Genomic DNA, 24,530 nt, shown 5'->3' on the forward strand with positions numbered 1-24,530 from the left:
GCGGGAGGGGGGCCGGTTCGTCGAGCTGGGCAAGACCGACATCCGTGACACGGACACGGTGGCCACCACGCACCCCGGGGTGGACTACCGGGCGATCGACCTTGAGATCGACCTGGACGTGGTGGGAGGCATGCTTGCCGAGCTGGCGGAGTTGTTCGAGGCGGGTGTGCTGTCCCCCTTGCCGACCAGGGCGTGGGATGTGCGGGAGGCCCGTGACGCTTTCCGTTGTATGGCGCAGGCCCGGCATGTGGGCAAGATTGTGCTGACGGTGCCGCAGCCGCTGGATCCTGACCGCACGGTGTTGATCACGGGTGGGACCGGTGGGCTGGGTGGCCTGTTGGCCCGCCATCTGGTGGACCGTCACGGGGTGCGGCATCTGCTGCTGGTGTCACGTCGGGGGATGGCCGCGCCGGGTGCGGCGGAGTTGGTCGAGGAACTGGCCGGGTTGGGTGCCGAGGTGCGGGTGGCGGCGTGTGACGTGTCGGACCGGGATGCCGTCGCCGGCCTGGTTGCCGGAGAACAGCGGGAGCTCACCGCGGTGATCCATGCGGCGGCTGTGCTGGACGACGGGACGGTCACGTCGTTGACGCCGGAGCGGGTGGATACCGTGATGCGTCCGAAGGCGGACGCGGCGTGGCATCTGCACGAAGCGACCGCCGGACTGGACCTGGCCGCATTCATCCTCTTCTCCAGTTTCTCAGCCACCTCCGGGGCTCCGGGCCAGGGCAACTACGCCGCGGCCAACGCGTTCCTGGACGCGCTGGCGTTGCACCGCCACGCGCAGGGTCTCCCGGCCACGTCGCTGGCCTGGGGCTGGTGGGCCGACACCAGCAGCATGACCGGTCTGGGCCACACCGACCACGCCCGGTTCGGCCGGGCCGGAGTGCGTGCCATGCCGGCGGCGGAGGGGCTGGCGCTGTTCGATCTGGCCTGCCGGCGCCCGGAGGCGTATCTGGTCCCGGTCGGGCTCGACCTGCCACGGCACGGCGGGTCGGTGCCGCCGCTGTTGCGAGGGCTGGTGGCCGGTGGGCCGGCCCGGCCGGTCGCCCGTGCAGGTGACCGGGACGGCTCCGGTCTGGCCGGACGGCTGACCAGCCTGACCGTCGCCGACCAGCAACGGCTGCTTCTCGATCTGGTACGCGGCCACGTCGCCACCGTCCTGGGACACGCCTCCGCCGAGGCCATTGACCCCGAGAAGGCGTTGCGGGACATGGGCTTCGACTCGCTGACGACGGTGGAGTTGCGCAACCGGCTGGCAACGGCTACGGGGCTCCGGCTGCCCGCGACGTTGGCATTCGACCACCCGACAGTGTCGCGGCTGGCCACCTACCTCCGGCAGCAGTTGCTGGGCACGGTCGAGGCCGTACCGGTGCCACAGGTGACCATGGCGCCGGTGGACGAACCGATCGCCATCGTCGGAATGGGCTGTCGGTTCCCCGGCGGGGTCGAGAGCCCGGAACAGCTGTGGGCCCTGCTCACGGGCGGTGTCGACGCCATCTCGGCGTCCCCGGCACAGCGCGGCTGGGACCTGACAGGTGACGGGCCCACTCCGGTGGGTGGGTTCGTCGAGGACGTGGCCGGGTTCGACGCGGGGTTCTTCGGTATCTCCCCGCGTGAGGCACTGGTGATGGATCCGCAGCAGCGGTTGCTGCTGGAGACGGCGTGGGAGGCGCTGGAACGGGCCGGCATCGACCCGAGCCTGTTGAAGGGCAGCAGGACCGGGGTCTTCGTGGGCGGGACGGGTTCGGGGTACGACACTGTCGGGGACGCCGCGGACCAAGTGGACGGATACCTGCTCACCGGTGCCGCGAGCAGCGTGCTGTCGGGCCGGATCGCGTACACGTTGGGACTGGAAGGGCCCGCGGTCACGGTGGACACGGCGTGCTCGTCGTCGCTGGTGGCCCTGCACCTCGCGGCCCAGGCACTGCGCGCCGGGGAGTGCTCGATGGCGCTGGCCGGCGGTGTGACGGTGATGGCCACACCAGGGGTCTTCATCGCGGGGTCCGCCATGCAGGGAGGTGTGGGGGGCGACGGCCGTTGCAAGGCGTTCTCCGCGACCGCTGACGGGTTCGGGGTCGCGGAAGGCGCCGGGTTGTTGGTGGTGGAGCGGTTGTCGGATGCCCGGCGCAATGGTCATCGGGTGTTGGCGGTGGTGCGGGGTTCGGCGATCAACCAGGACGGCGCCTCGAACGGGCTGACCGCGCCGAACGGCCCGTCGCAGCAGCGCGTGATACGGCAGGCCCTGGCCAGTGCCGGTGTGGCCGCCGCCGAGGTGGACGTGGTGGAGGCGCACGGCACCGGCACCCGGTTGGGGGATCCGATCGAGGCCCAGGCGCTGCTGGCCACGTATGGGCAGGACCGGGACCGTCCGCTCTGGCTGGGATCGGTCAAATCCAACATCGGCCATACCCAGGCAGCCGCTGGTGTCGCCGGTGTGATCAAGATGGTGCTGGCGATGCAGCACGGGCAACTGCCCCCCACCCTGCACGTGGACCAGCCGACCCCTGAGGTGGACTGGTCGGCAGGTGCGGTGGAACTGCTGACGGAGCAACAACCGTGGCCGGCGGTCGACCGGCCGTGGCGGGCAGGCGTGTCCTCCTTCGGGATCAGCGGCACCAACGCCCACCTCATCCTCGAACAGGCCCCCGAACCAACGCCGGTGTCCGGCACGACGTCTGCTCCGTCGGTGGTGCCGTGGGTGCTCTCGGCCAGGTCGGAGTCGGCGCTGAGGGAACAGGCGCGGCGGCTTCTGGCGTACGTGGAGGCTGATCCGGCACTGGACCCGGTGGACGTGGGCGCGGCCCTGGTCTCCACCCGGGCGAGTTTCGGGCACCGGGCGGTGGTCCTGGGCACCGACCGGGACGAGCTGATGCAGGGCCTGCGCGGACTTGCGGCCGGGGAACCGGGGACCGGTGTGGTGACCGGTGACGCCGGAGGAGGCGCCGGTCGAGTCGTCTTCCTGTTCGCGGGTCAACGACCGGGTTCGAGCGCCGAGTCTGTGCGGGCGGCTCGGGAACTGGCCGCGGAGTTCCCGGTGTTCGCCGAGGCGTTCGACGAAGTACGCGCACAGTTCGCCGAGTGGCTGCCGGGGTCCTTGGAACCGGTGGCCGCCGATGGCGGACCCGCCGATCCGGGATGGGCGCGAGCGGTGTTGTTCGCGTTCGAGGTCGCCATGTTCCGGCTGCTGTCGTCGTGGGGCGTCACGCCGGACTATGTCGCCGGGCACTCGACCGGCGAAGCGGTGGCGGCCTACGTGGCGGGAGCGTGGTCGCTGGACGATGCCCGCAGGGTGGTGACCGCAGGGGACGACGAGAACGGGAGCCCGGTGTCCCGGCCTTCACGGATCGTGCTGGTGTCGCTGGAGAGCGGCCAACCCGTGCAGGAATGGCCGGAGTTCGCGGTATCGGACACGGAGCGGCCGGCACGGTTCGCCGAAGCCGTGGGCTGGTTGCGTGAGCAGGGAGCGACCCGGTTCGTGGAGCTGAGCCCGGACGCGGCGCTGACCGGCCTTCGGCCGGACGGCGTGGACGCCGAGTTCGTCGCCGTGCAACGACGGGACCGGCCTCAGGTGTACGCCGCCACGGCGGCGCTGGCGTTCCTGTACACCCGCGGGGTGACCGTCGACTGGCGGGCGATGTTCGTTCACTCAGGGGCCCGGCGGGTCGAGTTGCCGACGTACGCGTTCCAGCGGGAGCGGTTCTGGTCGCTGGCCTCGGGATCGGGCGGTGTGGCCAGGGCGGGCCTGTCCACTGCCGGTCATGCTCTTCTCGGTGCGGTGGTGCGGTTGGCCGACCGTGACGAGCTGGTGTTCACCAGCCGGTTGTCGCAGGCCACCCACCCGTGGCTGGCCGATCACCACATCGGCGCGACAGTCGTTCTGCCGGTGACGGCGCTCGTCGACATAGCGATGCGGGCCGGTGCCGAGGCCGGGTGCGCTGCTCTGGAGGAACTGGCCGTCCACACGCCCCTGGTGATTCCCGACCGGGGTGCGGTTCAGGTGCAGGTCGTGGTCGGCAGCCCCGACGAGGAGGGCCGGCGTTCGGTCGCCGTGTACTCGCGTCCGGAGAACACGCACGACGAGTGGCTTTCGTACGCCACCGGTCTGCTCGCCGTACCGGGCGGCGAACCCGGGTGGACCGAGCGGACGTGGCCGCCGGTGGACGCCCGGCCGGTACCGGTCGAGGACGCCTACGACATGCTCGCCGAGCGCGGCCACCGATACGGGCCGGTGTTCCAGGGACTACGGGCGGTGTGGCGGCGGGCCGACGCGGTGTTCGCCGAGGTCGCCCTGCCGCAACAGGCGACCGGGGAGTCCACCCGATTCGGCATTCACCCGGCCCTGCTCGACGCGGCTCTGCACCCCCTGCTGATCGCTGCCGCGCCCGGGGACGTCCGGTCGCCGTCGACGTGGACGAATGTCTCGCTCCACACCACGGGCACGACCGCGTTGCGGGTCGCCCTGACCCCGGTGGGTGACGACGGGTACCGGCTCGACCTGGCCGACGAAGTCGGCAACGCCGTGGCGACGGCCCAGCTCTCGCGGTGGGAGCGAGTGTTCACCGAAACCCTTGATGCCGAGGACGGCCTTCTGCGGGTGGAGTGGGTGCCGGTCGGATCGTTGGAGGACACCGGGGACGAGGATTCGGTGGCGCTGCTCGGTGAGGTGAGCAGCGACCTCCCGGAGCCGGGATTCCTGCGGTTCGGCGACATCACCGAGGCCGCCCAGTCCTACGAGCCCTGGGACATCCTCGTCGCCGAATCGCCTGCGGTGTCTCCCGCGGACGCTGAGCTGCCGGCCGCGGTGCATCGGGTGGTACGGCACGTGCTGACCCGGCTCCAGGCGTGGGTCACCCGGGACGACCTGCCCGACAACCGGCTGGTGGTGGTCACCCGCGGGGCCGTCGCGGCGAGCGAGGGCGAGGCCGTGGTGGATCTCGCGGGTGCGGCGGTATGGGGACTGGTGCGGTCGGCCCAGTCGGAGCACCCGGACCGGATCACCCTGGTGGACATCCCCGGTGACGCCAGCGGTGGGTCGGTGCCCTGGGCGCGCATAGCCGCGGCTGCCGCGACCGAGCCGCAGGTGGCGGTGCGTGACGGTGAGCTGCTGGTTCCCCGGCTGGTCCGGACGACCGGCGGCGGGACTGCGCGGCCGTCGCCGGCAGGGGAGGGCACTGTGCTGGTGACCGGAGGCACGGGTGCGCTGGGAGCACTGTTCGCCCGGCACCTGGTCACCGGTCACGGCGTACGGCACCTGGTTCTGGCCAGCCGTCGCGGGGCTCAGGCGCCGCAGGCGGGCGTACTGCGGGAAACGCTCGCCGAGTTGGGCGCCCAGGTGGAGTTCGTCGCATGCGATGTGGCGGACCGCGAGTCGGTCGCTCGGCTGCTGGCCGGGATCGGCGAGGAACATCCGCTGGTCGGGGTGGTGCACGCGGCCGGAGCACTGGACGACGGTGTCGTCACGTCCTTGACGGGTGAACGGGTCACCGAGGTCCTGCGGCCGAAGGCCGACGGAGCCTGGCATCTGCACGAGCTCACCGAACACCTGGACCTCGACCTGTTCGTCCTGTTCTCCTCGGTGTCGGGAGTCCTGGGTATGCCGGGACAAGCCAACTACGCGGCGGCGAACGCGTTCCTGGACGGCGTGGCCGAGCACCGCCGGGCACGCGGCCTGCCGGCGGTCTCCCTGGCCTGGGGCCTGTTCGACGACACCGCCGGGGCGGCCAAGCAGCTGGGGCTGAGGCCGATCACGGCCGAGACGGCGGTCCAGTTGTTCGACCAGGCGCTGCTCGACGGCCTGGCGGCGGTCGTCCCCGCGCCGCTGGACCTGGTCAGGCTCGGGCAGGAAGCCGTCCGGGTGCCCGCGCTGCTGCGTTCCCTGCTGCCGGCTCGGGCGACCCGGGGCACCGGTTCCGCGGCCGGTGCGGGCGAGTCGCTGACCGAGCGGCTGGCCGGGATGCCCGGGAGCGAGGCCGAGCAGTACGTGCGGGATCTGGTGCGCCGCGAGACGGCGACGGCATTGGGGTACGCCAGTGCCGGTGAGGTCGCGCCGGAGGTCTCCTTCCGGGACGCCGGGTTCGACTCGCTGGCGGCGGTGCGGTTCCGCAACCAGCTGGTCGACAAGACCGGCCTGCCCCTGCCCACCACGCTGGTGTTCGACCACACCTCGCCCGCCGTCCTCGCCGACTACCTCGTCGGCCGGCTGATCGTCACCCAGGAGAGTCCCGAACAGGCCGTGCTGGCCGAATTGGACAGGCTGGAAGCGGCCCTGCTGTCCCTGCCGGCGGGACCGGGCGCCGGCGGACACCCCGAGGCCGAAGCGATCACCTCCCGGCTCGACGCGGTGGTGTCGCGATGGCGCACCGCACTCCGCCCCGTCGGCACCGACGACCACGCCGAGACGGTGACCAAGCTTCAGGACGCGACCGAGGAGGAGGTCCTCGACTTCATCGACCGGCAGTTCCGCCGCGACGAACGGCCGTAGTCCGGCATTCCGTCGCCACGGAGGAGGGCGACCGGTGAAGTCCGGCGTCGACGGCCGGTTCGCCACGCCGCCCACGAGGAGACCCCGGCAGTCGCCGGCCCTGCTGCTGGAAACGCATCGTTCGGTGTCCGTTTCCAGCCTGCCGCGCGGTCTGTGGGACGACACGGCCACCCTCCAGACCTAGGTGTTGCCGTGGCGAGGGCTGCTCACAGATCATGCGTCGGCGAAACCCTCGCTGCGGCTCATCGTCGACCCCTTCGCCTACGGGCGTACGGCGTTCCCGAAGTGGACCGTGACCTCCCTCTCCGGCGACGTGCACGGCGAGGCCGGTGCGGTCGGGAAGGAACTCGGGCAGCGGCGGATCGCCCCGGGGGAACACTGGAACGAGTCAAGGAGCACGAGGTGTCTTCCTCCCTCGCCCCGGTGTCCGCGTCTGACGCGGAACACCGTGAGAAGCCCCGGATGCGCGTTCGCCGCACGCTGACCATCGCGGGTGTGATGCTCGCCCTCGTCGGCGGCGCGGCAGGCAGCGCGATCGCCGCACCACCGCCGGGTGCCTGCACCCAGTGGTGCAACAACCCGCCGCCCGGAGCCCCGCGGATCTCCACCCAGGAGTGGAACGATGCGGTGGAGGCGGCGGACTTCTGGGCGAACCACGATATCGACCGCTTCGTGCCCCGGGGGAAACTCGGCGTCGGTCGTCTCAACCCGCAGCTCGCTCACGGGTGGCTCCCTCAGGAGGACGGGGGCCGCTGGTTCGACTTCTGGAACGGCAGGGCGGGAACAGACCGGTTCATCTACTACGGTGGCCGCTTCAACGACCGCGACGGCACCCTCGCCGGGTTGGAGCAGCATCGAGGCGAGCCGTCGTCCCGGGCCTTCTCGACCGGCAACGGCCGAACCGCTCCGTACGTCGAGTACGACATCGACGAGCGCACCTCGTCGCGTTCACAGAACCGCGGTCTGCGGCGCATCATCCGCAACCCGCTCACCGGCAACGTCTTCGCGACATTCGACCACTACCAGACGTTTTCCTGGCTGGGTGAGTACTAGGCACAGGCGGCCTTGGCAGGGGCGGGTGGTGCGGCGGACGGGGTTCTCCCCCGCACCACCCGGCACTCTGGAATCACCAGTACATCGCCAGAAGCGATAAATTCTGATCAATTTGATCGTCAATAGCTATAGTCAATGCCATGACTGACGTCGAACTGCGCCACCTGAGGACCATGGCCGCCATCGCCGATGAAGGAACATTCGGGGGAGCGGCGGGCCTGCTCGGCTACACGCAATCGTCGGTGAGTCAGCAGATCGCCGCGCTGGAGAAGGCCGTCGGCGGCGCCGTCTTCGACAGGCCCGGGGGGCCCAGGCGGGTGCGGATCACCCCTCTCGGCGAGATCGTCCTGGCCCACGGCCGCGAACTGCTCACGAGAGCGGGTGCGCTGAGCGACGCCGTCGATCGTTTCAGGGCGGGCAACGGCCGCATCGACATCGGCACCTTCCAGGGCGCGACCAACACGATCCTGCCGGCGGTCGTCCGTCGGCTGCTGGGGGAGTACCCCGGCTGCGACATCAGGCTGTCCGAGGTACAGCCGGAGAATCCGCAGATCGGGGATCGTGACCTGTTGTTCCACTACGACCGCCTCGAAGGCGACGTCGAACATGCCGTGTTGCTCGACGAGCCGCACCTCCTGGTGGCGCAGTCGGGCGCGTTCCCCGACGGACCCGTACCGGTGGAACTGCTCGACGGTGTACCGATGGTCGCCTGGCCCGCCACCCTTCACCAGAGTTGGCTGGAGCGGACGTTGGCCGCCGGCGGCGCGCGGCCTCGGATCGCGTTCCGGACCGCAGGTCACGAATCCATCGTGTCCATGGTGCGGGCGGGCATCGGCTCCGCGGTGCTGCCGGCACTCGCCCTGCGCGGATCCGACGCCTGGTCCGATGACCGGCTCGGCATCCACCGGCTGCAACCGTCGCCCGTCAGCACGTGGTACCTGTACTGGCCGGCCGGACGCACTCAGTCGCCGCTCGCGGCCCGAGCCATCGAGGTCGCACGCGAGGTCGCCGAAGAGCTGGTCGGCCAGATGTGACATCGGCGGGACCCAGAATCATCGCTTATGGCGATTGACTTGATAAGGAAACATCGCTTTTCGCGATGCGCCAATCCGCCTAGCGTGCTCTTCATGACCAATCACCTCTCGAACGGCGAGAAACTCATCGCGATCAACGATGCCGAGCTGTGCGTCGAGACCTTCGGAAACCCCGCGAACCCTGCCGTCCTGCTCATCGACGGTGCGGCCGCCTCGATGCTGTGGTGGGAGACCGAACTGTGCGAACGCATCGCGTACGGCGGCCGGTTCGTGATCCGCTATGACAACCGGGACACCGGCAGATCCACCAACTACCCGCCCGGACGCCCCGGCTACGCCTACACCGACCTGGCCGGGGACGCGCTCGGGATCCTGGACGCCCTGCACGTCGAACGCGCGCATGTCGTCTGCCGGTCCATGTCGGGCGGCATCGGGCTCATCCTCGGGGTGGACCACCCCGACCGGGTGGAGTCGCTGACGTTCGTCTCCACCTCCACGGGCGCGGACGGCCTCCCGTCGCCGTCGGACCAGCTCGCCGGCGCCGTCCCGGCCGAACCGGACCCCGCCGACTCCGACGCGGTGGTGGAGTACGTCGTCGCCTCGGCGAAGGCGTACTCGGGCGGCTCGCCGTACTTCGACGAGACCGCCACGCGTGCGCTGGTCGAGCGGGACGTGGCCCGCACACGCGACATCGCGTCCACCCTCGTCAACCACTACGCGATGCTCTTCGAGGGGTCGTCCCGCGATTTCGCCTCCCTCAAGGCACCGACCCTCGTGGTGCACGGCGACCACGACCCGGCTCTCCCCCTCCCGCACGGTCATGCGCTGCGCGACGCGGTTCCCGGCGCGGAGCTGCTGGTCCTGGAAGGGGCCGGGCACGACCTGCCGAAGCCCCTGTGGGACGTATTCGTCCCGGCTCTGCTCCGGCACACGGGAAGGGGACGACGATGACCCGGTTGCGTTCGGCGCTCTGGCTGCCGCTCTTCGACGAACTCGCCGACCCGGTGGCGGTCGCGCGGCTGGCCGCCGGGGCCTAGGAGGCGGGGTGGGACGGCCTGTTCGTATGGGACCACCTGCGCTGGCGGGAGCCGGTCTCGCAGGTGGCCGACCCGTGGATCACCCTGGCGGCGGTCGCCACCGTCACGGAACGCCTCCGGTTCGGCCCCATGGTCACCCCCCTCGCCCGCCGCCGGCCGGCCAAGGTCGCCAAGGAGACCGCGACACTGGACCGGCTCAGCGGCGGACGTCTCACCCTCGGCGTCGGCCTCGGCAGCGACCGCTTCGCCGGCGAGCTGAGCGCGACCGGCGAGGAACTCGACGACCGGCTCCGGGGCGAGATGCTCGACGAGTCGCTGGAGATCCTCACCGCCGCATGGTCCGGCCGGCCCGTGCACCACCACGGCCGGCACTACACCGTGGACGGCGTCTCCTTCCTCCCGCGACCGGTTCAGCGGCCCGGCGTGCCCGTGTGGGCCGCGGGTTTTCCCGGCAAGGCGAAACCGATGCGCCGCGCCTCCCGGTACGACGGGTTCTTCCCGGTCAATCTCGAACACCCGGACCAGCTCGCCGACGTCGTCACCACCCTCACCGACCTCCGCCGACAGGCAACGACCCCTTACGACATCGCCGTCCCCCTCCCGCCCGGCACCGACCCGACGCCCTACGTCGAGGCGGGCGCCACCTGGTGGCTGGCCGAATTCGATCCGGAGACAGTGACACTGGACCAGGTGCGAGGCGTACTGCGTGACGGCCCGGCCGAAACCGGCGTCGACGAGAACGGCGACTGAACCGACCCGGATTCTGGTCCCCCACCTGGACCTCGGGGCCTCTGCGTGCGGGGCCGGGCGGACGGATTTCAGGCGGAGGGCGTTCCGGTGAGGACTTCCACACGGCCCGTGCCGAGCGAGTAGTAGGCGCTGACCACGGCCAGGTCGCCCTTCTTCACCAAAGGGGCGAGGTCCCTGTTGGTGCGCAGGGCGGCCGAGGTCTGCTTGGTGTGGATGCGGATCATGGCGTCGACCGGGTCGGGGTGCTCGCCCTTGACCGCCTCGTCGTACGCCGGCTTGAGGGCGTCGGAGATGGCCTGGAGCTTGCCCGGCAGCTTCTCGCCGGCCTTCATCGCCTTGTGGGCGGCCTGGATGGCCCCGCAGCGCTGATGTCCGAGGACGACGATCAGCGGGGTGCCGGAGGTCAGGGGGCCGTACTCGACGGAGCCGGTCACGACGGGCCCCACGACGGCGCCGCCGGTGCGCAGCACGAACAGGTCACCGAGGCCGGTGTCGAAGAGGAGCTCCGGGGGCACCCGGGAGTCGATGCAGGAGAGGATCACGCCGTAGGGGTCCTGCTTGGGGGCGACGAACTTTCGGTGCTCGGGATCCCGGTCGGGGTGCTGGAGCTCGCCCTTCACCCAGCGCTCGTTGCCCGCCATCAGCCGCGCGAACGCCGACCAGGGCGAGTCCGGCGGCGCGGCTGCACTCGCGGCTGCACTTGCGGATGCCGAGACAGTCGCCGTGGCCGGCGTTCTCGTGTCGCTCGCCTTCGACGAACACCCGGTGAACAGGGCCGCGGAGGCCAGCAGGCCCCCGGTGAGGATGGCTCTGCGCTGTGGGTGCGGGGTGCTGACCATGGTCGTTCTCCTTGCGGTACTGCGGGTAAAAGACTGCAGATCTGACTGTTTGCCGGGCTCGGTTGCCCTGTTGGCCGAGTCGGGACGAGGCGCGCTGTGAAGGCGGCCGGCTTCGGGGCATGCGTCCGAGCGGCACCGCAAGGACATCGGCCGCATGTGGCAACAGCCCGGCCGCCGGATCACAACCGGCGGACAGAAAAGACCCGCAGCGGCAAAGAACGACGGCGCTGGTCGTCGTGCCGCAGGGCGGGTGGCGCGCTCCTCGCGCATCTCGTCGTACGACCGGGCGGCCGCATGTCGATCGACACGGCGCTGGAACCGGTCGCCGGTTGACAATCAATAGTTCACCTATGAATATGTGATTTAAGCCTTCGGGTGCTCAGCCTTCCTCTCTCGTCCTTGAGGACCTCACACAGCAGGTACCGCCTGCCCGAACTCCCGATTCCCGAACTCTTCGTCGCACCGGAGCGGGTGAAGCGCGGCAGCGTCAACGCCTATTGGGTGGATCAGCTCCCCGAAGGCGCGCAGAGGGAGTTCGTCGACATCACGGCCTCCGACGGAGCGTTCTCCTTCGGGCTGCTGCACCTGCCGCCGGGCCCCCGCCCCAAGGCGGTCGCCGTCTTCATGCACCCCAGGGAGAACCAGTCCCGGCACTACCTCGGCCCGTACCTCCTGCGGGCGGGATACGCGGTGTGGGGGCAGACCAGCCGGGCGCTGAACAACGACAGCGACATGGTTCACGAGGAAGTGGTCCTGGACACCGCCGCGGGCATCCGCATGCTCAAGGAGCGCGGCTTCGAGAAGGTCGTGCTGGTCGGCAACAGCGGCGGAACCTCGCTCCTGTCGTACTACCAGTGGCAGGCGTCCCTGCCGCCCGGGCAGCGCCACACGCGCGGTCCGCACGGGCAGCCGACCCGGTTCGCCCAGGAGGACATGCCGTCGGCCGACTTCCCTGTCGCGCTCGCCCCGCACGCGGGCGAGGGCATCATCATGCTGAACATGCTCGACCCGGCCGTGGCCGACGAGTCGAATCCGACGGCGATCGACCCGGCGCTCGACATGTTCAACCCGGCCAACGGCTACCGGCCGTTCCCCGAGCCCAGCACGTACGGCCTCGAATGGCTGGCCGCGTACCGCGCGGGGCAGCGGGCCCGGGCCCGGCGCCTCGACGTCAGCGCCCGCACCCTGATCGCCGACTACGAGGAGACCCGGCGCGTCGTCGACCGCGACGACCTCGGCTCACCCCTGGCCCGCCGCGCGCTGATGTCGCCGTATCTCAGCATCTACGGGACGGTCGCCAACCCGGCGCACACGGACCCCACGATCCACCCCAACCACCGGGCCCCCGGCAGCATCTTCGCCTCCGGGCATCCCCTGCGCGGAGGCTACGGTCCGCACGCCCTCGGCCGTGTGCTCACCGCACGGGCCTGGCTGTCGACCTGGAGCGGGCTGTCGGCCCGGGCCGAGTGGGCGCGCGCCGCCGAGCACATCGACGTCCCCACCCTCGTGGTCGCACCGCTGGGCGACACCGACGCCTACCCGGAGGAACAGCGGGAGATCTTCTCCCGCGTCCCGGTGGCGGACAAGGAGTTCGTCACCCTCGACCACGCCCACCACTACCTCTTCCTGCTGCCGGACGCGCCCGTCGACTACGACCCGCGTGAAAAGGCCGGAGAGATCGTCACGAAGTGGCTGGCCGAACGCGTCAGCGCGTCCTGACCACGGCCGCCTCGACATCCCGACACCCTTCTCTGGAGGCAGAGATGCCCTACTACCGCTCCGTGGGCCAGGTACCCCACAAGCGCCACGTCCAGTTCCGCAAGCCCGACGGAGGGCTGTACCGCGAGGAGTTGATGGGAACCGAGGGCTTCTCCTCGGACTCCGCCCTTCTGTACCACACCCACGCGCCGACGGACCTGGCCGGCGTCGACACCTGGGAGATCCCCGGCCGGGAGACCGCCCCCAACCACCCGCTCAAGCCCCGGCTGGTGCAGACCCGCAAGCTCGACGAGGGCGGCGACGCCGTCACCGGCCGCCGGCTCCTCGCGAGCAACCAGGACGTACGGGTCGGCTACGTCGCGGCGGACCGGCCGAGCCCCCTGTACCGCAACGCCATCGGCGACGAGATGTACTTCGTCCAGTCCGGTACGGCCCGTGTCGAGACCACGTTCGGCCTCCTGGACGTCGGCCCGCGCGATTTCGTCATCATGCCGACCTCCGCCACCCATCGATGGGTCCCGACCGGCGACGAGCCGCTACAGCTGCTGATCGCGGAGTCCACCGGCGGCATCCACCCGCCCAAGCGCTACCTCTCCGCCCGCGGACAGTTCCTGGAGCACTCCCCCTACTGCGAGCGGGACCTGCGGACGCCCACCGAGCCGTACGTCGTCGAGGGCGAGAACGTCGACGTGTACGTCCGCCACCGGGCGGGCGGCACCCGCTACACCTACGCCCACCACCCGTTCGACGTCGTCGGCCGGGACGGCCACCTCTACCCGTACGCGTTCAACATGGACGACTTCGAGCCGGTCATCGGCCGGATCCACCAGCCCCCGAACACGTTCCAGGCGTTCGAGGCGCCAGGCTTCGTGATCTGCTCCTTCGTCCCGCACAAGGCCGAGTACCACCCGGACGCGGTGATCGTGCCCTACAACCACGCCAACGTCGACTCCGACGAGCTGATGTTCTACGTCGACGCGGCAGCGGGCGCACGCGGCGCGCACGCCATAGGCGAGGGCGCCATCACCTGGCATCCGGCCGGCTTCGTCCACGGTCCGCACACCGGCGAGCTGGAGCAGGCCGTCGAGGCATACAACTCCGGTCTCGTCGGCATCAAGCCCCTGCGCGCGGTCATGATCGACACCTTCCGCCCGCTCGAACTCGGCGAGGCCGCACTGGCCACCGAGGACCCCTACTACCTGACCACCTGGCGCAACGCCTGACGGGAGCTTCGCCATGCGCACCGAACAGATCCTCACCAGCCTCACCACCCCGCTGACCGCACCCGCCTACCCCTATCCGTCCATAAGGTGCTCGGCTGGAGCCTCGGCCTCCTGGCCGCGTTCGCCGTGATCATCTACCTCCAGTCGACCCCGGTACTGGGCTGGATGACCGTCTGAGCCGTGTGCGGCCGCCGACAGCTTGTAGACCGACCGGCAGGCGAAGAGCTCCACCGCCGGTCGGTCTCAGCCTCCGACGAAGGGAACGACCATGCGCGTCGTCTGCGCTCCGGACAAGATGCGTGGCTCGCTGGACGCCGCCGAGGCCGCCGCCGCTCTCGCGGCAGGGGTCCGTGCGGCAGGCGGCACACCCGTCGAGCACCCGCTCGCCGATGGCGGGGAAGGCTCACGGCACACCGTGCAGGCGGCGCGGGGCGGCACGGTCGTCCGTGTGGACACCGTCGACGCGCTCGGCCGCCCGGTGAAGGTGCCCTTCGGCTGCCTCGACGACGGGACCGCCCTCGTGGAAGCAGCCGAGGTGATCGGCTGGGCCGGGCCGCCGGCCGCCGAGCACGACGTACTGCGAGCCTCCAGCGCCGGCCTGGCCGCTGCGCTCCTCGAAGCGGTCCGGCGGGGAGCCCGGAGGATCATCGTCTTCCTGGGCGGCACCGCCACCATGGACGGAGGTACGGGACTGCTCGCGTCCCTCGGCGCCGCGGTTCTCGACGCGGACGGAAACACGCTGGCCGGCAGCGGAGCGGACCTGGCCCGCATCGCGTCGGTCGACCTCGCACCGGCACGACAACGCCTGGCCGGTGTCGAACCCGTGGTCGCCGCCGACGTCGTCAGCCCCCTGTTCGGACCGGACGGCACCGCCCAGGTCTTCGGCCCCCAGAAGGGCGCCGACTCCCGCACGGTCGAACTCCTCGACGACGGACTGCGCCGCCTCGCTCCCCTCCTCGGCGTCGGCGCCGCGAACGGAGGCGCGGTCGGCGGCCTCAGCGCCGCCCTGCTCGCGCTGCGCGCCGAACTGGTGCCCGGGCACAGCTGATCCGACAGCTCACCCACTTCGACAGCCACCTGGCCACGGCGGACCTCTGCCTCACGGCCGAAGGCAAAGCGGCCTTCGGTACTCCCACGGTGAGGAACAGCAGGGCGAGCAAGATGGCCGGCACGACGGCTTGGTTGCCGGCCCGGGGCAGATGCCCGAGTGGTCGGTCGTCATGTTCACATAGACACACGTGAATGTACGGTTGATGTCGTGACCACTCCGTTGACGTCGAAGACGGCCGATCACTCCTCTGTTCTCGCCTCCGACGTCCCCATGCAGGTGCAGATCTACCGGCAGCTCAAGGCGGAGATCGTGGACGGCCTGTGGGTGGACCGCGCGAACTTCCCGGGTGAGAAGGAACTGGCCGAACGGTTCGGAGTCAGCGTCATCACCTCACGGGGCGCGCTGGAGCGACTGACGAGAGAAGGGCTCGTCGATCGCGGCAGAGGGCGACGCGGCCGTGCGATCTTCTTCCCGCCCGAGGAAGAAACCCTCGCGGCGGACTTCTACCCCCTGCTGGCAGGCCGGTCGTCGGCCAGATACCGGCTCGTCACCTCCGGGACCGACATCGCCCCCGCCGCGGCGTGCCGGGCGTTCGGCCGCCCGCCGGGCAGCCAGTTGTGGCAGGCGATCCGCACCCTCGGCCCGCGCGGCCGCGACGAGGTCGTGGCGGTGACGCACAACGTGCAGCTTCCCGAAGTGGGGGAGCGGCACCGCAGCCGCGACCTCAACAGCAGACCGATGGCGGTGATCCTCCACTCCGAGGGCATCGAGGTGGCCAAGATCCACCGGCAGATCCAGGCGAGTACCCCGCCGCCGGTCGTCGCCCACCACCTCGGCCTGCACCTCGACAGCCCGGCCCTCATGGTCGTCCTCCGGCTGGAGGACAAGAACGGCGACGTCGTCGAGTGGATGCGAGCCTTCAGCCACCCGGACCGCCCGCTCAACGAGGAAGTCCTCGACACTGCTACCGGTGCCTGGACCGCATCCCGGTGACGGGGGATACCTCACCCGGAGTGCCACGCGGGGCTTGACCTTGGATCCACGTCGTCGACGGGGAGGGGTTTCTCTGCGACCCGCATCGGAGCAGGTCACGGGCGTCGGCAGGCGGTCTGCCGGAGGAGCCAGTCCTGCGCGGCTTCCAGGACCTCGTCCCGGTCGGCGGCCACCGGGCGGGGGTCCTTGACGATCTCCTCGTCCGGTGGGATCGGCGCGTCGTAGGCGCGGCCCGTTCGGTCGGCGTCCTTGACCTTGGTGAGGAGCAGTACAGCTCCGTCCGACAGGCGGTACGGCTCGTTCCCCGTGGGCACGCCGGAGGTCTGCTCGCCGAAGGAACGGGTGTCAGAACGTCCCCGGAAGGCCACGGCGACCGCTTCCCCCGCGCTGGCCGTCTTCCTGCCGGTCAGCACCGCGACCGGCGGGGCGCTCCCGGTGAACGGCCGGCCGTCCGCCCAGCCTTCTGGCCGACCGTCCGTATAGGGGCTGCCGTGCTCGATCGACCAGACGGACCTGTTGCCGTCGGCATCCACGAAAGCGCCGACCTCGCCATCGCCCAGGATCGGACCCACGACGGCGAGCGTGGGCCACATGGTGCCCCCGGTCTGCGGGCGAAGATCCACCACCCACCCGCACGCCTCGGCCCCGCCGGCCCGCGCCACGGCCTGCCGACCTCGCCGCACGTACTGGTCGTACACCGCCTGGGCCCCCTGCACGCGGGGCAAGGAGAGGTAGCCCACGCCGCCCTTGAGGGGGCGGCCTTCCAGACCGTCCAGACTGACCGCGCTGGTTCCCTGAACCTCCGTCGCCTGGTCCGGCTCCCAGAAGACACTGTGTCCGTCACCGAGGGAGCGGAGCGCCGAGCGGATCGCCCCGTACGTGTCCGCTGCTTTCCGCGCGCCGCGTGCCTCTGTGAACGCCTTGCCGCGCACGGTCTCCCAGTCGACCTGGTGACGGAGGAGGGAGTGGTCCTCCATGATGTCCAGCGCCCGTGACAAGTAGGTCCGGGCGCCGGATGAGAGGGCGTCAGCCGGTGGACGGCTCGTGCACCCCGTCGCGGCGAGCAGGAGACCGGCCAGGCCGAGGCAGGCCGCCGTACGCAGGAAGTGGTTCCGCACCGTCTGTCCCCCGGACGAACTCTCGACGAGTGATCAACCCTACCCGTGGATCATGGGGTGCTCCGGGCCGGACGCCGGTGGATCGGTCAGGCGCGGTCGGTTGTCCTGGGGTGGAGGATCTCGGCGAGGGACTCCGTCCGCCAGTGGCGGAGGAGGGTGTGGAAGGCGGAGGCGCCGTGGGGGTAGGCGCTGGAGGTGTTCGGGCGGCCCTTGCCTTCGGCGTTGTAGTAGCCGGGGGTGCACTCGGCGTGGAACCACGCGTGGTCGGGCGCTCCCTCGGTGAGGACGGTGAGCCAGGCGTCCGTGGCTTCGTGGGTGGGTTCGACGATGGCGTTCTCGGACTCGGCGGCGGCGATGAGGGCCGCCGCGTGGACGGCGTGCTCGTCCAGGACGTGCGTGAAGTTGACGCTGCTGGCGCCCTGTACGCCGCCCAGCTGGACGAGGTTGGGGAAACCGGGGGTGGTGAAGCCGTGCAGGGTGCGCGGGCCGTGTTCCCGCCAGGTCGCCTGGAGCTGGACCCCGGCGCGGCCGTGGACGGGCAGTCTGCCCGAGGAGAGGCCGGAGTTGCCGACGGAGAAGCCGGTGGCGAAGATCAGGCAGTCGACCTCGTACTCGGTGCCGCCGACCACGACACCGCGCTCGGTGACGCGCTCGATCCCGTGGGTGTCGGCCGTGTCGACCAGCGTGACGTCGGCGCGGTTGAACGCCTGGAGGTAGGCGTCGGAGAAGGTGGGCCGCTTGCAGGCGTACCGGTACCAGGGCTTGAGCCGGTCCGCCGTCGCCGGGTCGGTGACGATCTGTTCGACGCGGGCGCGGAGCTCGTTCATCTTGGCGGCGTCGGCGGCCTCGTAGGCCGCTTCGAAGGCGGCCCGGTCGCCGGAGCGGCGGAAACTGGGCAGCAGTTTCTCCAGCAGGCCCGCCGAGGCGGTCCACCCGTCGGCGACGAGGTCGGTCGAGGCGGGCTCGCCGGAGACGAGGTCCAGGAAGTTGTCGCGGCGCTCACGGGCCCAGCCGTCCCGGTCGGCGCCGACGTCCTGCGCGGTCGTACGCCGGTTGGCGCGGACGTCGACGCTGGAGGGGGTGCGCTGGAAGATGTACAGGTGCTGGGCGTCCTCGGCCAGTTTCGGCACGACCTGCACGCCGGTGGCACCGGTGCCGATCACGCCGACCCGCTTGTCCGCGAGGCCGGTGAGGCCGCCGTCCGGGGTGCCGCCCGTGTACGCGTAGTCCCAGCGCGAGGTGTGGAAGGTGTGGCCGGCGAAGGTCTCGATGCCGGGGATGCCGGGGAGCTTCAGCTCGGACAGGGTGCCGGTGGCGGTGATGACGTACGTGGCCCGGAACTCGTCGCCCCGGTCGGTCGTGACGGTCCATGACTCGGACGCGTCGTCCCAGGTCAGGGAGGTGACCGAGGTGGAGAAGACGGCGTCGGCGTACAGGTCGAACTTCTCCGCGATCCGGACGGCGTGGCGGCGGATCTCGTCCCCGGGCGCGTACTTCCACTCCGGGATGTAGCCCGTCTCGTCGAGCAGCGGGAGGTACACGTGCGCCTCGATGTCGCAGTGGATGCCCGGGTACCGGTTCCAGTACCAGGTCCCTCCGAAGTCACCGCCCGTCTCGACCACGCGGACCCGCCGGACGCCCTGCTGACGCAACCGGGCCCCGGCGAGGAGGCCGCCGAAGCCGCCCCCGACGACCACGACGTCCACCCGGTCTTGCAGCGGCTGCCGTTCGGCCGTGTCCGGCGTGTACGGGTCGTCGGCGTAGAAGCCGAACTCGGCGGCGGCGCCGAGGTACTGGCGGGCGCCGTCGGGCCGTACCCGGCGTTCCCGTTCGGCCCGGTAGCGCTCCCGCAGGTCGGTGAGTGCCGTGTCTGACAACGGGTGCGAATTCGCCATGTGGGGGGACCTCGTTCCTTGCGGTTCGCTGTCATGGGACCGTCCGAGGCGTGAACTGCACGGGCGCGCAGTGGACTTGGGCGGCCTGTGCACTACGGTAACAGGGACCGGACAGTGATGTCCGGTTGGTGGGGCGGTTGCGCCCGCACACCCTCGGACAGGAAGAGTGATGTCATGCGACGACTCCCGACCAGACCCCTCGCCGGGCTCGCCGTCCTCGGCGTGCTCGCGCTCACCGGGTGCGGTACGCAGGCCGCCGGACCCGCGACCGATGCACGCGGGCCGGGGACGATCCGCGCCCAGAAGGTGCTGCGGCTGACCGAGGTCCACGAACAGACCGGCATGACCCTCCTGGAGGGCCCCGTCTTCGACCGGGACGGCAAGCTGCTCGTCGTCGACGTCACCGCACCCGCCGGCGCACCCAAGGTCCACCGCGTCGACGTCCGCGCCAAGACCGCGCGCCCCCTGTACACCGACAGCCGGGGCGCCTACACGTCCGCCCAGTTCAGCCCGTACGACGGACGCCTGTACCTGACCGACTTCGCCCACGGCGACATCGTCAGCCTCGCCCCCGACGGCGGCGATCCGCGGACCTTCTTCTCCGGCGAGGTCGACGGGGCGCCGATGAACCCCGACGACCTCGCCTTCGACCCGGAGGGCAACCTCTACATCAGCGACTCACGCGGCATGTCCGAGGGCAAGGAGATTGGCCGCGTAGTGCGCCTCGACCGCGACGGACAGCGGGCCACCGTCCTCGCGGACGGCCTGGCCGCGCCCAACGGCATCTCCTTCGACGCCGGCCACCGCGGGCTGTGGGTCAGCGAACTCACCCAGAACCGCATCCTCTACCTGCTGCTGGGGGAGAAGGGCCTGACGGCCTCGCGGCACACCGCCGTCCGGGTCGACGGCGGGCTCGCCCAGACCGACTCCATCGCCGTCGACGCCGACGGCAACCTCTACCAGGGACTCCACGGCAGGCCCGCCATGGCCGTGTACAGCAAGTACGGCGAACACCTCGCGACGGTCGAGGTCCCCGCCCGCGACGCCGCCGGCCTCACCTCGGCGACCAACGTCGCCATCACCCCCGGCGGGACCAGGGCGTACATGACCGTCAGCGGGTCCGCGGGCGGCTATGCGTACGCCTTCGACGCGCTGGCGAAGGGGACCCGGCAGTCCAACGGGGGTTGATGCGCAGGGGAATCCGGCAGTGCGACGGGGGCTGATGTCCACGGGAACCCGGCAGTACGGCGGCCGCCGGCGCGGGCCGGGGAACCCGCCGCTCCGGCAGCGGACCACGCCCCTCACCCCGTGAAGGGCCGGACCGGTCCCACCTCCACCCCGAGCAGCCGCCACGCCGCCGTCGCCCGGTGTTCCCGCTGCTCGCGGGTGGGGCCGGTGACGGCGCCCGAGACCATCGACACCGCGATCATGAGGTCCTCGGACCGCGCCGCCAGCCGATGCCCGTCCGGCAGCCGCAGCCGCAGCGCCCGCTCGACCCGCCGCGACAACTCCGCGGCGTACGAGGGCACTTCGGCGTGGCTGCCCACGCCCTCGGAGTGCAGCATGCCGACGAACGCGGCCGACTCCGTCTGATGCCAGGTCAGCACACCGACGACGTCCGCGAGGCCCACGCTCTGCGCCGCCCGCTCGATCTGCCCGACGTTCTCCTCCAGCACCGCGAACACCAGCGCCGAACGGTCGGGGAAGTGCCGGTACAGCACGGCCTGCCCGACCCCGGCACGCTTCGCGATGGCGGAGAGCGGAGCGCGCAGGCCGGACTCCGCGTAGATCTCCCGGGCGGCGGCGACGAGGGCGGCCCGGTTACGGGCGGCGGCCTTGGGGCCCTCGTTCGCGGACCGCCGTTCACCGGGCGGGGGTTGCCGAGTCATCCCGGGAGAATATCCGCACGTCACCCGGGACGGTGAGCTTCTGGTCGATCGGTCCGGTTCGCCCGGCGCGTGGCCCTTGCGCGGTACGGGCATGGACCGTCGTTCTCGGCCGTGAGGACGTGCTGGCACCCGCGAGCTGCAAAGGGGAACGGGTCATGACCACACCCGCCGGCGAAGCGATCCCCGTCGACTGGATCTGCGTCCGGGACAGCACCCTCGTCGACGCCGCGCTGAAGAGGGAGATCCTGGCGGAGCTCGCCCACCATCAGGTCGGGCCGCAGAAACGCATCGCGCTCGTCGCACGGGAGATCGCGCACGCGAACGGCTACGAACTCACCGGACTCCCCGGCAACCCGCTGCTGCTGGTCGCCGAGACGTACCGGGGCAGCGGCGGCGAGGTGAACCGCGGTGGCCTGCCCGGCACGGCCGGCGTCACGGGTCCGGCCGGGACGGACGGCCAGGGCCTGAACGGGCGCTCCGGCGGCCCGGGCGGACCCGGCGGGGACGGCACTCCCGGCCTTGCCGCCTCGGAGATCACGGTGCTCGCCCGCGACACCTACCAGCGGCTGGACACCGCCGAGCCGGGCAGGTACCGCGCGCTGCTGGCCCAGTGCGCCTACCGGACAGTGCTCCTCCTGCTCGCCGCCGGCCGGTGCACCGAGGCCCTGCCCCGGCCGAGCAGGCCCTCACCCTCTACCAGGAACTGGCCGCGGCCGAACCGGGCCGGTGCACCGGCGAACTGGAGGCGGCGAGAAAGGTCCACACCGAACTGTCGGCCCGAGCCCGTCAGCCCTTCGGGTCCCGGCCGCCGTAATAGGCCGTACGCATCAGTGTCTCCAGCTCCGTGAACAGCGGCATGCGGGGATTCGCGGGGGCGCACTGGTCGTTGTAGGCGTTGACGGCCTGTTCGGGAAGGGCGTCGAGGAAGGGGCGTTCCGGTACGCCGAGTGCCTGGAAGGAGGGTTCGATGCCGGCCTTGTCGCGCAACTCCTCGACGGCTCGGGCGAGTTCCTCGACGGCCCGGGCGGGGTCGGACGCCGGGAGGCCGAGGACGCGGGCGATGTCCTGGAAACGCTCGGGGGCGCGGTAGGTCTCGTACTTGGGCCAGCCGGTCAGCTTGCCCGGCACGGTGCCGTTGTAGCGGATGACGTGCGGCAGCAGCAGCGCGTTGGCGCGGCCGTGCGCGACACCGTACGTGGCTCCCAGCGTGTGGGACATCGCGTGGACGACGCCGAGGAACGCGTTCCCGAACGCCATCCCCGCGATGGTGCCCGCGTTGTGCATCCGCTGCCGTGCCTCCGGGTCGCCCGGACCACCGCGCACGGCCCGTTCGAGATGCCCGAAGACCAGGTCGACGGCCTTGAGGCACAGGCCGTCCGTGAAGTCGGAGGCGTGCACCGAGACGTACGCCTCGACGGCGTGGGTGAGCGCGTCGAAACCGGAGTCCGCGGTGACGGCGGGCGGCAGGTCGGTGGTGAGGGCCGGGTCGCAGATCGCCACGTCGGGGGTGATGGCGTAGTCGGCGATCGGGTACTTCAGACCGGAGACCGGGTCGGTGATGACCGCGAACGGCGTCACCTCCGCGCCGCTGCCGGCGGTCGTGGGCACGCACACCAGCCGGGCCCGCGCCTCGGCCCGGGGGACGGCGACGACGCGTTTGCGGATGTCGGAGAACTTCTGGCGCAGGTCCGCGAAGTCGAGGTCCGGATGCTCGTACAGCAGCCACATCACCTTCGCCGCGTCCATCACGGACCCGCCGCCGAGCGCGATGACGGTCTCGGGGCCGAACGCCCGCATACGCGCCGCCCCGCGCCGGACGGTGTCGAGGGTGGGCTCGGCCTCGACACCGTCGACGACGTCCACCTCGACCGGATCGGGTCGCCGGCCCAGGACGTCCAGGACGCGCCCCACGTGCCCGCGCCGCCGCGCGCCCGGACCGGTCACGAGCATGACGCGCCGGACGCCCGGCATGTCGGCGAGGTAGCGCAGGCTGTGCGGCTCGAAGTAGATCCTCGGCGGGACCTTGAACCACTGCATGGACGTGGTGCGCCGTCCGATCCGTTTGATGTTCAGCAGGTTGACGGCGTGCACGTTCCCGGCGACCGCGTTGCCGCCGTACGTGCCGCAGCCGAGGGTGAGCGAGGGCATGAACGCGTTGTAGACGTCCCCGATGCCCCCGTGCGTCGACGGCGAGTTCCACACGACCCGGACCGCCTTGACCCGCAGCCCGAACTCCTCGGCCAGCCGCTCGTCCGGCGTGTGGACGGCCGCGGTGTGACCGAGCCCCCCGAAGGACACGGTCCGTTCGGCGAGGCGGATCCCGTGCTCGCGGTCGGGCACCCGCACCACCGACAGCACCGGGCAGAGCTTCTCGCGCGTCAGGGGCTCCTCGGCGCCCACCCCGGACACCTCGGCCAGGAGCACCGAGGTGTCGGCGGGTACGGCGAACCCGGCGGCGTCGGCGATCCACGCGGCCGGCCTGCCCACGGCGTCGGGGTTGAGCGCCGCCCCCTGGCCGTCTCCGCCGAAGAAGTACCGCGTGAGCAGACCCGCTTCCTGCGGGGAGGCCACATGCGCGTGCAGGCGCTCGAACTCGCGCAGGGCCCGGTCCGCGATCCCCTCGTGCAGGATCACCGTCTGCTCGGACGCGCAGATCATCCCGTGATCGGCGGTCTTGGACAGCACGATGTCGTGCACGGCCCTCGCCACGTCGGCGCCCTCGTCGACGTAGGCGGGCACATTGCCCGGTCCGACGCCCAGGGCGGGCTTGCCCGAGGAGTACGCGGCCCGCACCAGCCCGGCGCCGCCCGTCGCGAGGATCAGCGCGACCCCCGGGTGACGCATCAGCCGTTCGGTGGTCTGCCGGGACGAGTCGTCCGTCCACTGGAGGCAGTGCGCGGGGGCGCCCGCGGCGACGGCCGCGTCCCGCACGATGCGGGCGGCCTGCGCACAACACCGTTGCGCGGCACGGGGGAAGGAGAAGACGACAGGGTTGCGCGTCTTCAGCGCGATCAGCGACTTGAAGATCACGGTCGACGTGGGATTCGTCATCGGGACGATCGCGGCGACCACCCCCACCGGGTCGGCGATCTCCACGATCCCGTCCAACTCGTCGCGGCTGACGACGCCGACGGTCCTGAGGCCGGCCATGCGGTGGGTGATCCGCTCACAGGCGAACATGTTCTTCACCGCCTTGTCCTCGACCAGCCCCCGGCCCGTCTCCTCCACCGCCAGCCGGGCGAGATCCATATGGCTGCCGAGCGCCGCGAGAGCCGCCTTCCGCACCAGCGCGTCGACCTGCTCCTGGTCCAGCCGCTCGAACGCCGCGAGCGCCGCCGCGGCCCGCTCCACGAGCGTGTCCACCGGATCGCGGACCTGCTGAGGAGGGCATACGGCGGTGGGGGACATGGACCGGACAGAGGCGGGCATGGACACTCCAGCGGCGAGA

16 protein-coding genes and 1 pseudogene are annotated in these 24,530 nt (G+C 71.2%); 12 read left to right on the plus strand and 5 right to left on the minus strand.

From position 1 onward, the window contains the following. The 6 genes and pseudogenes from ACLZOT_RS37890 to ACLZOT_RS37915 form a co-directional block, all read left to right on the plus strand. On the plus strand, positions 1–6,481 hold a 6,481-nt coding region (locus ACLZOT_RS37890), incomplete at its 5' end, for an SDR family NAD(P)-dependent oxidoreductase (RefSeq protein ID WP_416973696.1). 34 nt (positions 6,482–6,515) lie between these two features. After that, the gene (locus tag ACLZOT_RS37895) at positions 6,516–6,665 is read left to right on the plus strand and encodes a hypothetical protein (RefSeq protein WP_416973697.1); all 150 of its coding nucleotides are present in this window, start codon (positions 6,516–6,518) and stop codon (positions 6,663–6,665) included. 278 nt (positions 6,666–6,943) lie between these two features. After that, positions 6,944–7,534: a hypothetical protein gene (locus tag ACLZOT_RS37900; RefSeq protein ID WP_416973698.1), complete on the plus strand. Its 591-nt coding sequence runs from the start codon at positions 6,944–6,946 to the stop codon at positions 7,532–7,534. A gap of 140 nt (positions 7,535–7,674) precedes the next feature. Beyond that, positions 7,675–8,568, plus strand: a complete 894-nt coding sequence (locus tag ACLZOT_RS37905) for a LysR family transcriptional regulator (RefSeq protein ID WP_416973699.1) — start codon at positions 7,675–7,677, stop codon at positions 8,566–8,568. A 93-nt stretch (positions 8,569–8,661) separates the two neighbouring features. Beyond that, positions 8,662–9,519, plus strand: coding sequence for an alpha/beta fold hydrolase (locus ACLZOT_RS37910; RefSeq protein WP_416973700.1), 858 nt, complete (start codon positions 8,662–8,664; stop codon positions 9,517–9,519). A 98-nt stretch (positions 9,520–9,617) separates the two neighbouring features. Further along, a pseudogene (locus tag ACLZOT_RS37915) lies at positions 9,618–10,355 on the plus strand (LLM class flavin-dependent oxidoreductase); the annotation flags it as partial. A 68-nt stretch (positions 10,356–10,423) separates the two neighbouring features. On the opposite strand, the gene ACLZOT_RS37920 reads toward ACLZOT_RS37915, so the two are convergent. Then, the gene (locus ACLZOT_RS37920; RefSeq protein WP_416973701.1) at positions 10,424–11,194 is read right to left on the minus strand and encodes a carbonic anhydrase; all 771 of its coding nucleotides are present in this window, start codon (positions 11,192–11,194) and stop codon (positions 10,424–10,426) included. Positions 11,195–11,593: 399 nt separating this feature from the next. Between ACLZOT_RS37920 and ACLZOT_RS37925 the strand changes: the two genes are divergently transcribed. The 4 genes from ACLZOT_RS37925 to ACLZOT_RS37940 all read left to right on the plus strand — a co-directional run bounded on the left by ACLZOT_RS37925 (position 11,594) and on the right by ACLZOT_RS37940 (position 16,180). After that, positions 11,594–12,913 carry a hypothetical protein gene (locus ACLZOT_RS37925; protein ID WP_416973702.1) on the plus strand — a complete coding sequence of 440 codons (1,320 nt, stop codon included), beginning with the start codon at positions 11,594–11,596 and terminating at the stop codon, positions 12,911–12,913. A 44-nt stretch (positions 12,914–12,957) separates the two neighbouring features. Next, positions 12,958–14,136: a homogentisate 1,2-dioxygenase gene (locus tag ACLZOT_RS37930; RefSeq protein WP_416973703.1), complete on the plus strand. Its 1,179-nt coding sequence runs from the start codon at positions 12,958–12,960 to the stop codon at positions 14,134–14,136. Between the two features lie 268 nt (positions 14,137–14,404). After that, positions 14,405–15,184 carry a glycerate kinase gene (locus ACLZOT_RS37935; RefSeq protein ID WP_416973704.1) on the plus strand — a complete coding sequence of 260 codons (780 nt, stop codon included), beginning with the start codon at positions 14,405–14,407 and terminating at the stop codon, positions 15,182–15,184. A 210-nt stretch (positions 15,185–15,394) separates the two neighbouring features. Further along, the gene (locus tag ACLZOT_RS37940; protein ID WP_416973705.1) at positions 15,395–16,180 is read left to right on the plus strand and encodes a GntR family transcriptional regulator; all 786 of its coding nucleotides are present in this window, start codon (positions 15,395–15,397) and stop codon (positions 16,178–16,180) included. Between the two features lie 95 nt (positions 16,181–16,275). Here ACLZOT_RS37940 and ACLZOT_RS37945 read toward each other — a convergent pair whose 3' ends face one another. Continuing rightward, complete coding sequence (locus ACLZOT_RS37945; protein ID WP_416973815.1) at positions 16,276–17,157, minus strand: S41 family peptidase; 882 nt, start codon at positions 17,155–17,157, stop codon at positions 16,276–16,278. Positions 17,158–17,384: 227 nt separating this feature from the next. After that, complete coding sequence (locus ACLZOT_RS37950; protein ID WP_416973706.1) at positions 17,385–19,193, minus strand: flavin-containing monooxygenase; 1,809 nt, start codon at positions 19,191–19,193, stop codon at positions 17,385–17,387. Between the two features lie 174 nt (positions 19,194–19,367). Here ACLZOT_RS37950 and ACLZOT_RS37955 point away from each other — a divergent pair, with 174 nt between their 5' ends. After that, complete coding sequence (locus ACLZOT_RS37955) at positions 19,368–20,381, plus strand: SMP-30/gluconolactonase/LRE family protein (protein WP_416973707.1); 1,014 nt, start codon at positions 19,368–19,370, stop codon at positions 20,379–20,381. 113 nt (positions 20,382–20,494) lie between these two features. On the opposite strand, the gene ACLZOT_RS37960 is transcribed toward ACLZOT_RS37955, so the two are convergent. Continuing rightward, entirely contained in the window at positions 20,495–21,082 is a 588-nt protein-coding gene (locus ACLZOT_RS37960; protein ID WP_416973708.1) for a TetR/AcrR family transcriptional regulator, read from the minus strand. A 155-nt stretch (positions 21,083–21,237) separates the two neighbouring features. Here ACLZOT_RS37960 and ACLZOT_RS37965 point away from each other — a divergent pair, with 155 nt between their 5' ends. Continuing rightward, positions 21,238–21,930: a hypothetical protein gene (locus ACLZOT_RS37965; RefSeq protein WP_416973709.1), complete on the plus strand. Its 693-nt coding sequence runs from the start codon at positions 21,238–21,240 to the stop codon at positions 21,928–21,930. Here the strand turns inward: ACLZOT_RS37965 and adhE are convergent. After that, positions 21,869–24,511, minus strand: coding sequence for a bifunctional acetaldehyde-CoA/alcohol dehydrogenase (gene adhE, locus ACLZOT_RS37970; RefSeq protein ID WP_416973710.1), 2,643 nt, complete (start codon positions 24,509–24,511; stop codon positions 21,869–21,871). The genes ACLZOT_RS37965 and adhE overlap by 62 nt on opposite strands. Positions 24,512–24,530 lie beyond the last annotated feature (19 nt).

The organism is Streptomyces sp. 4F14, assembly GCF_048159485.1.
Taxonomy (GTDB): domain Bacteria; phylum Actinomycetota; class Actinomycetes; order Streptomycetales; family Streptomycetaceae; genus Streptomyces.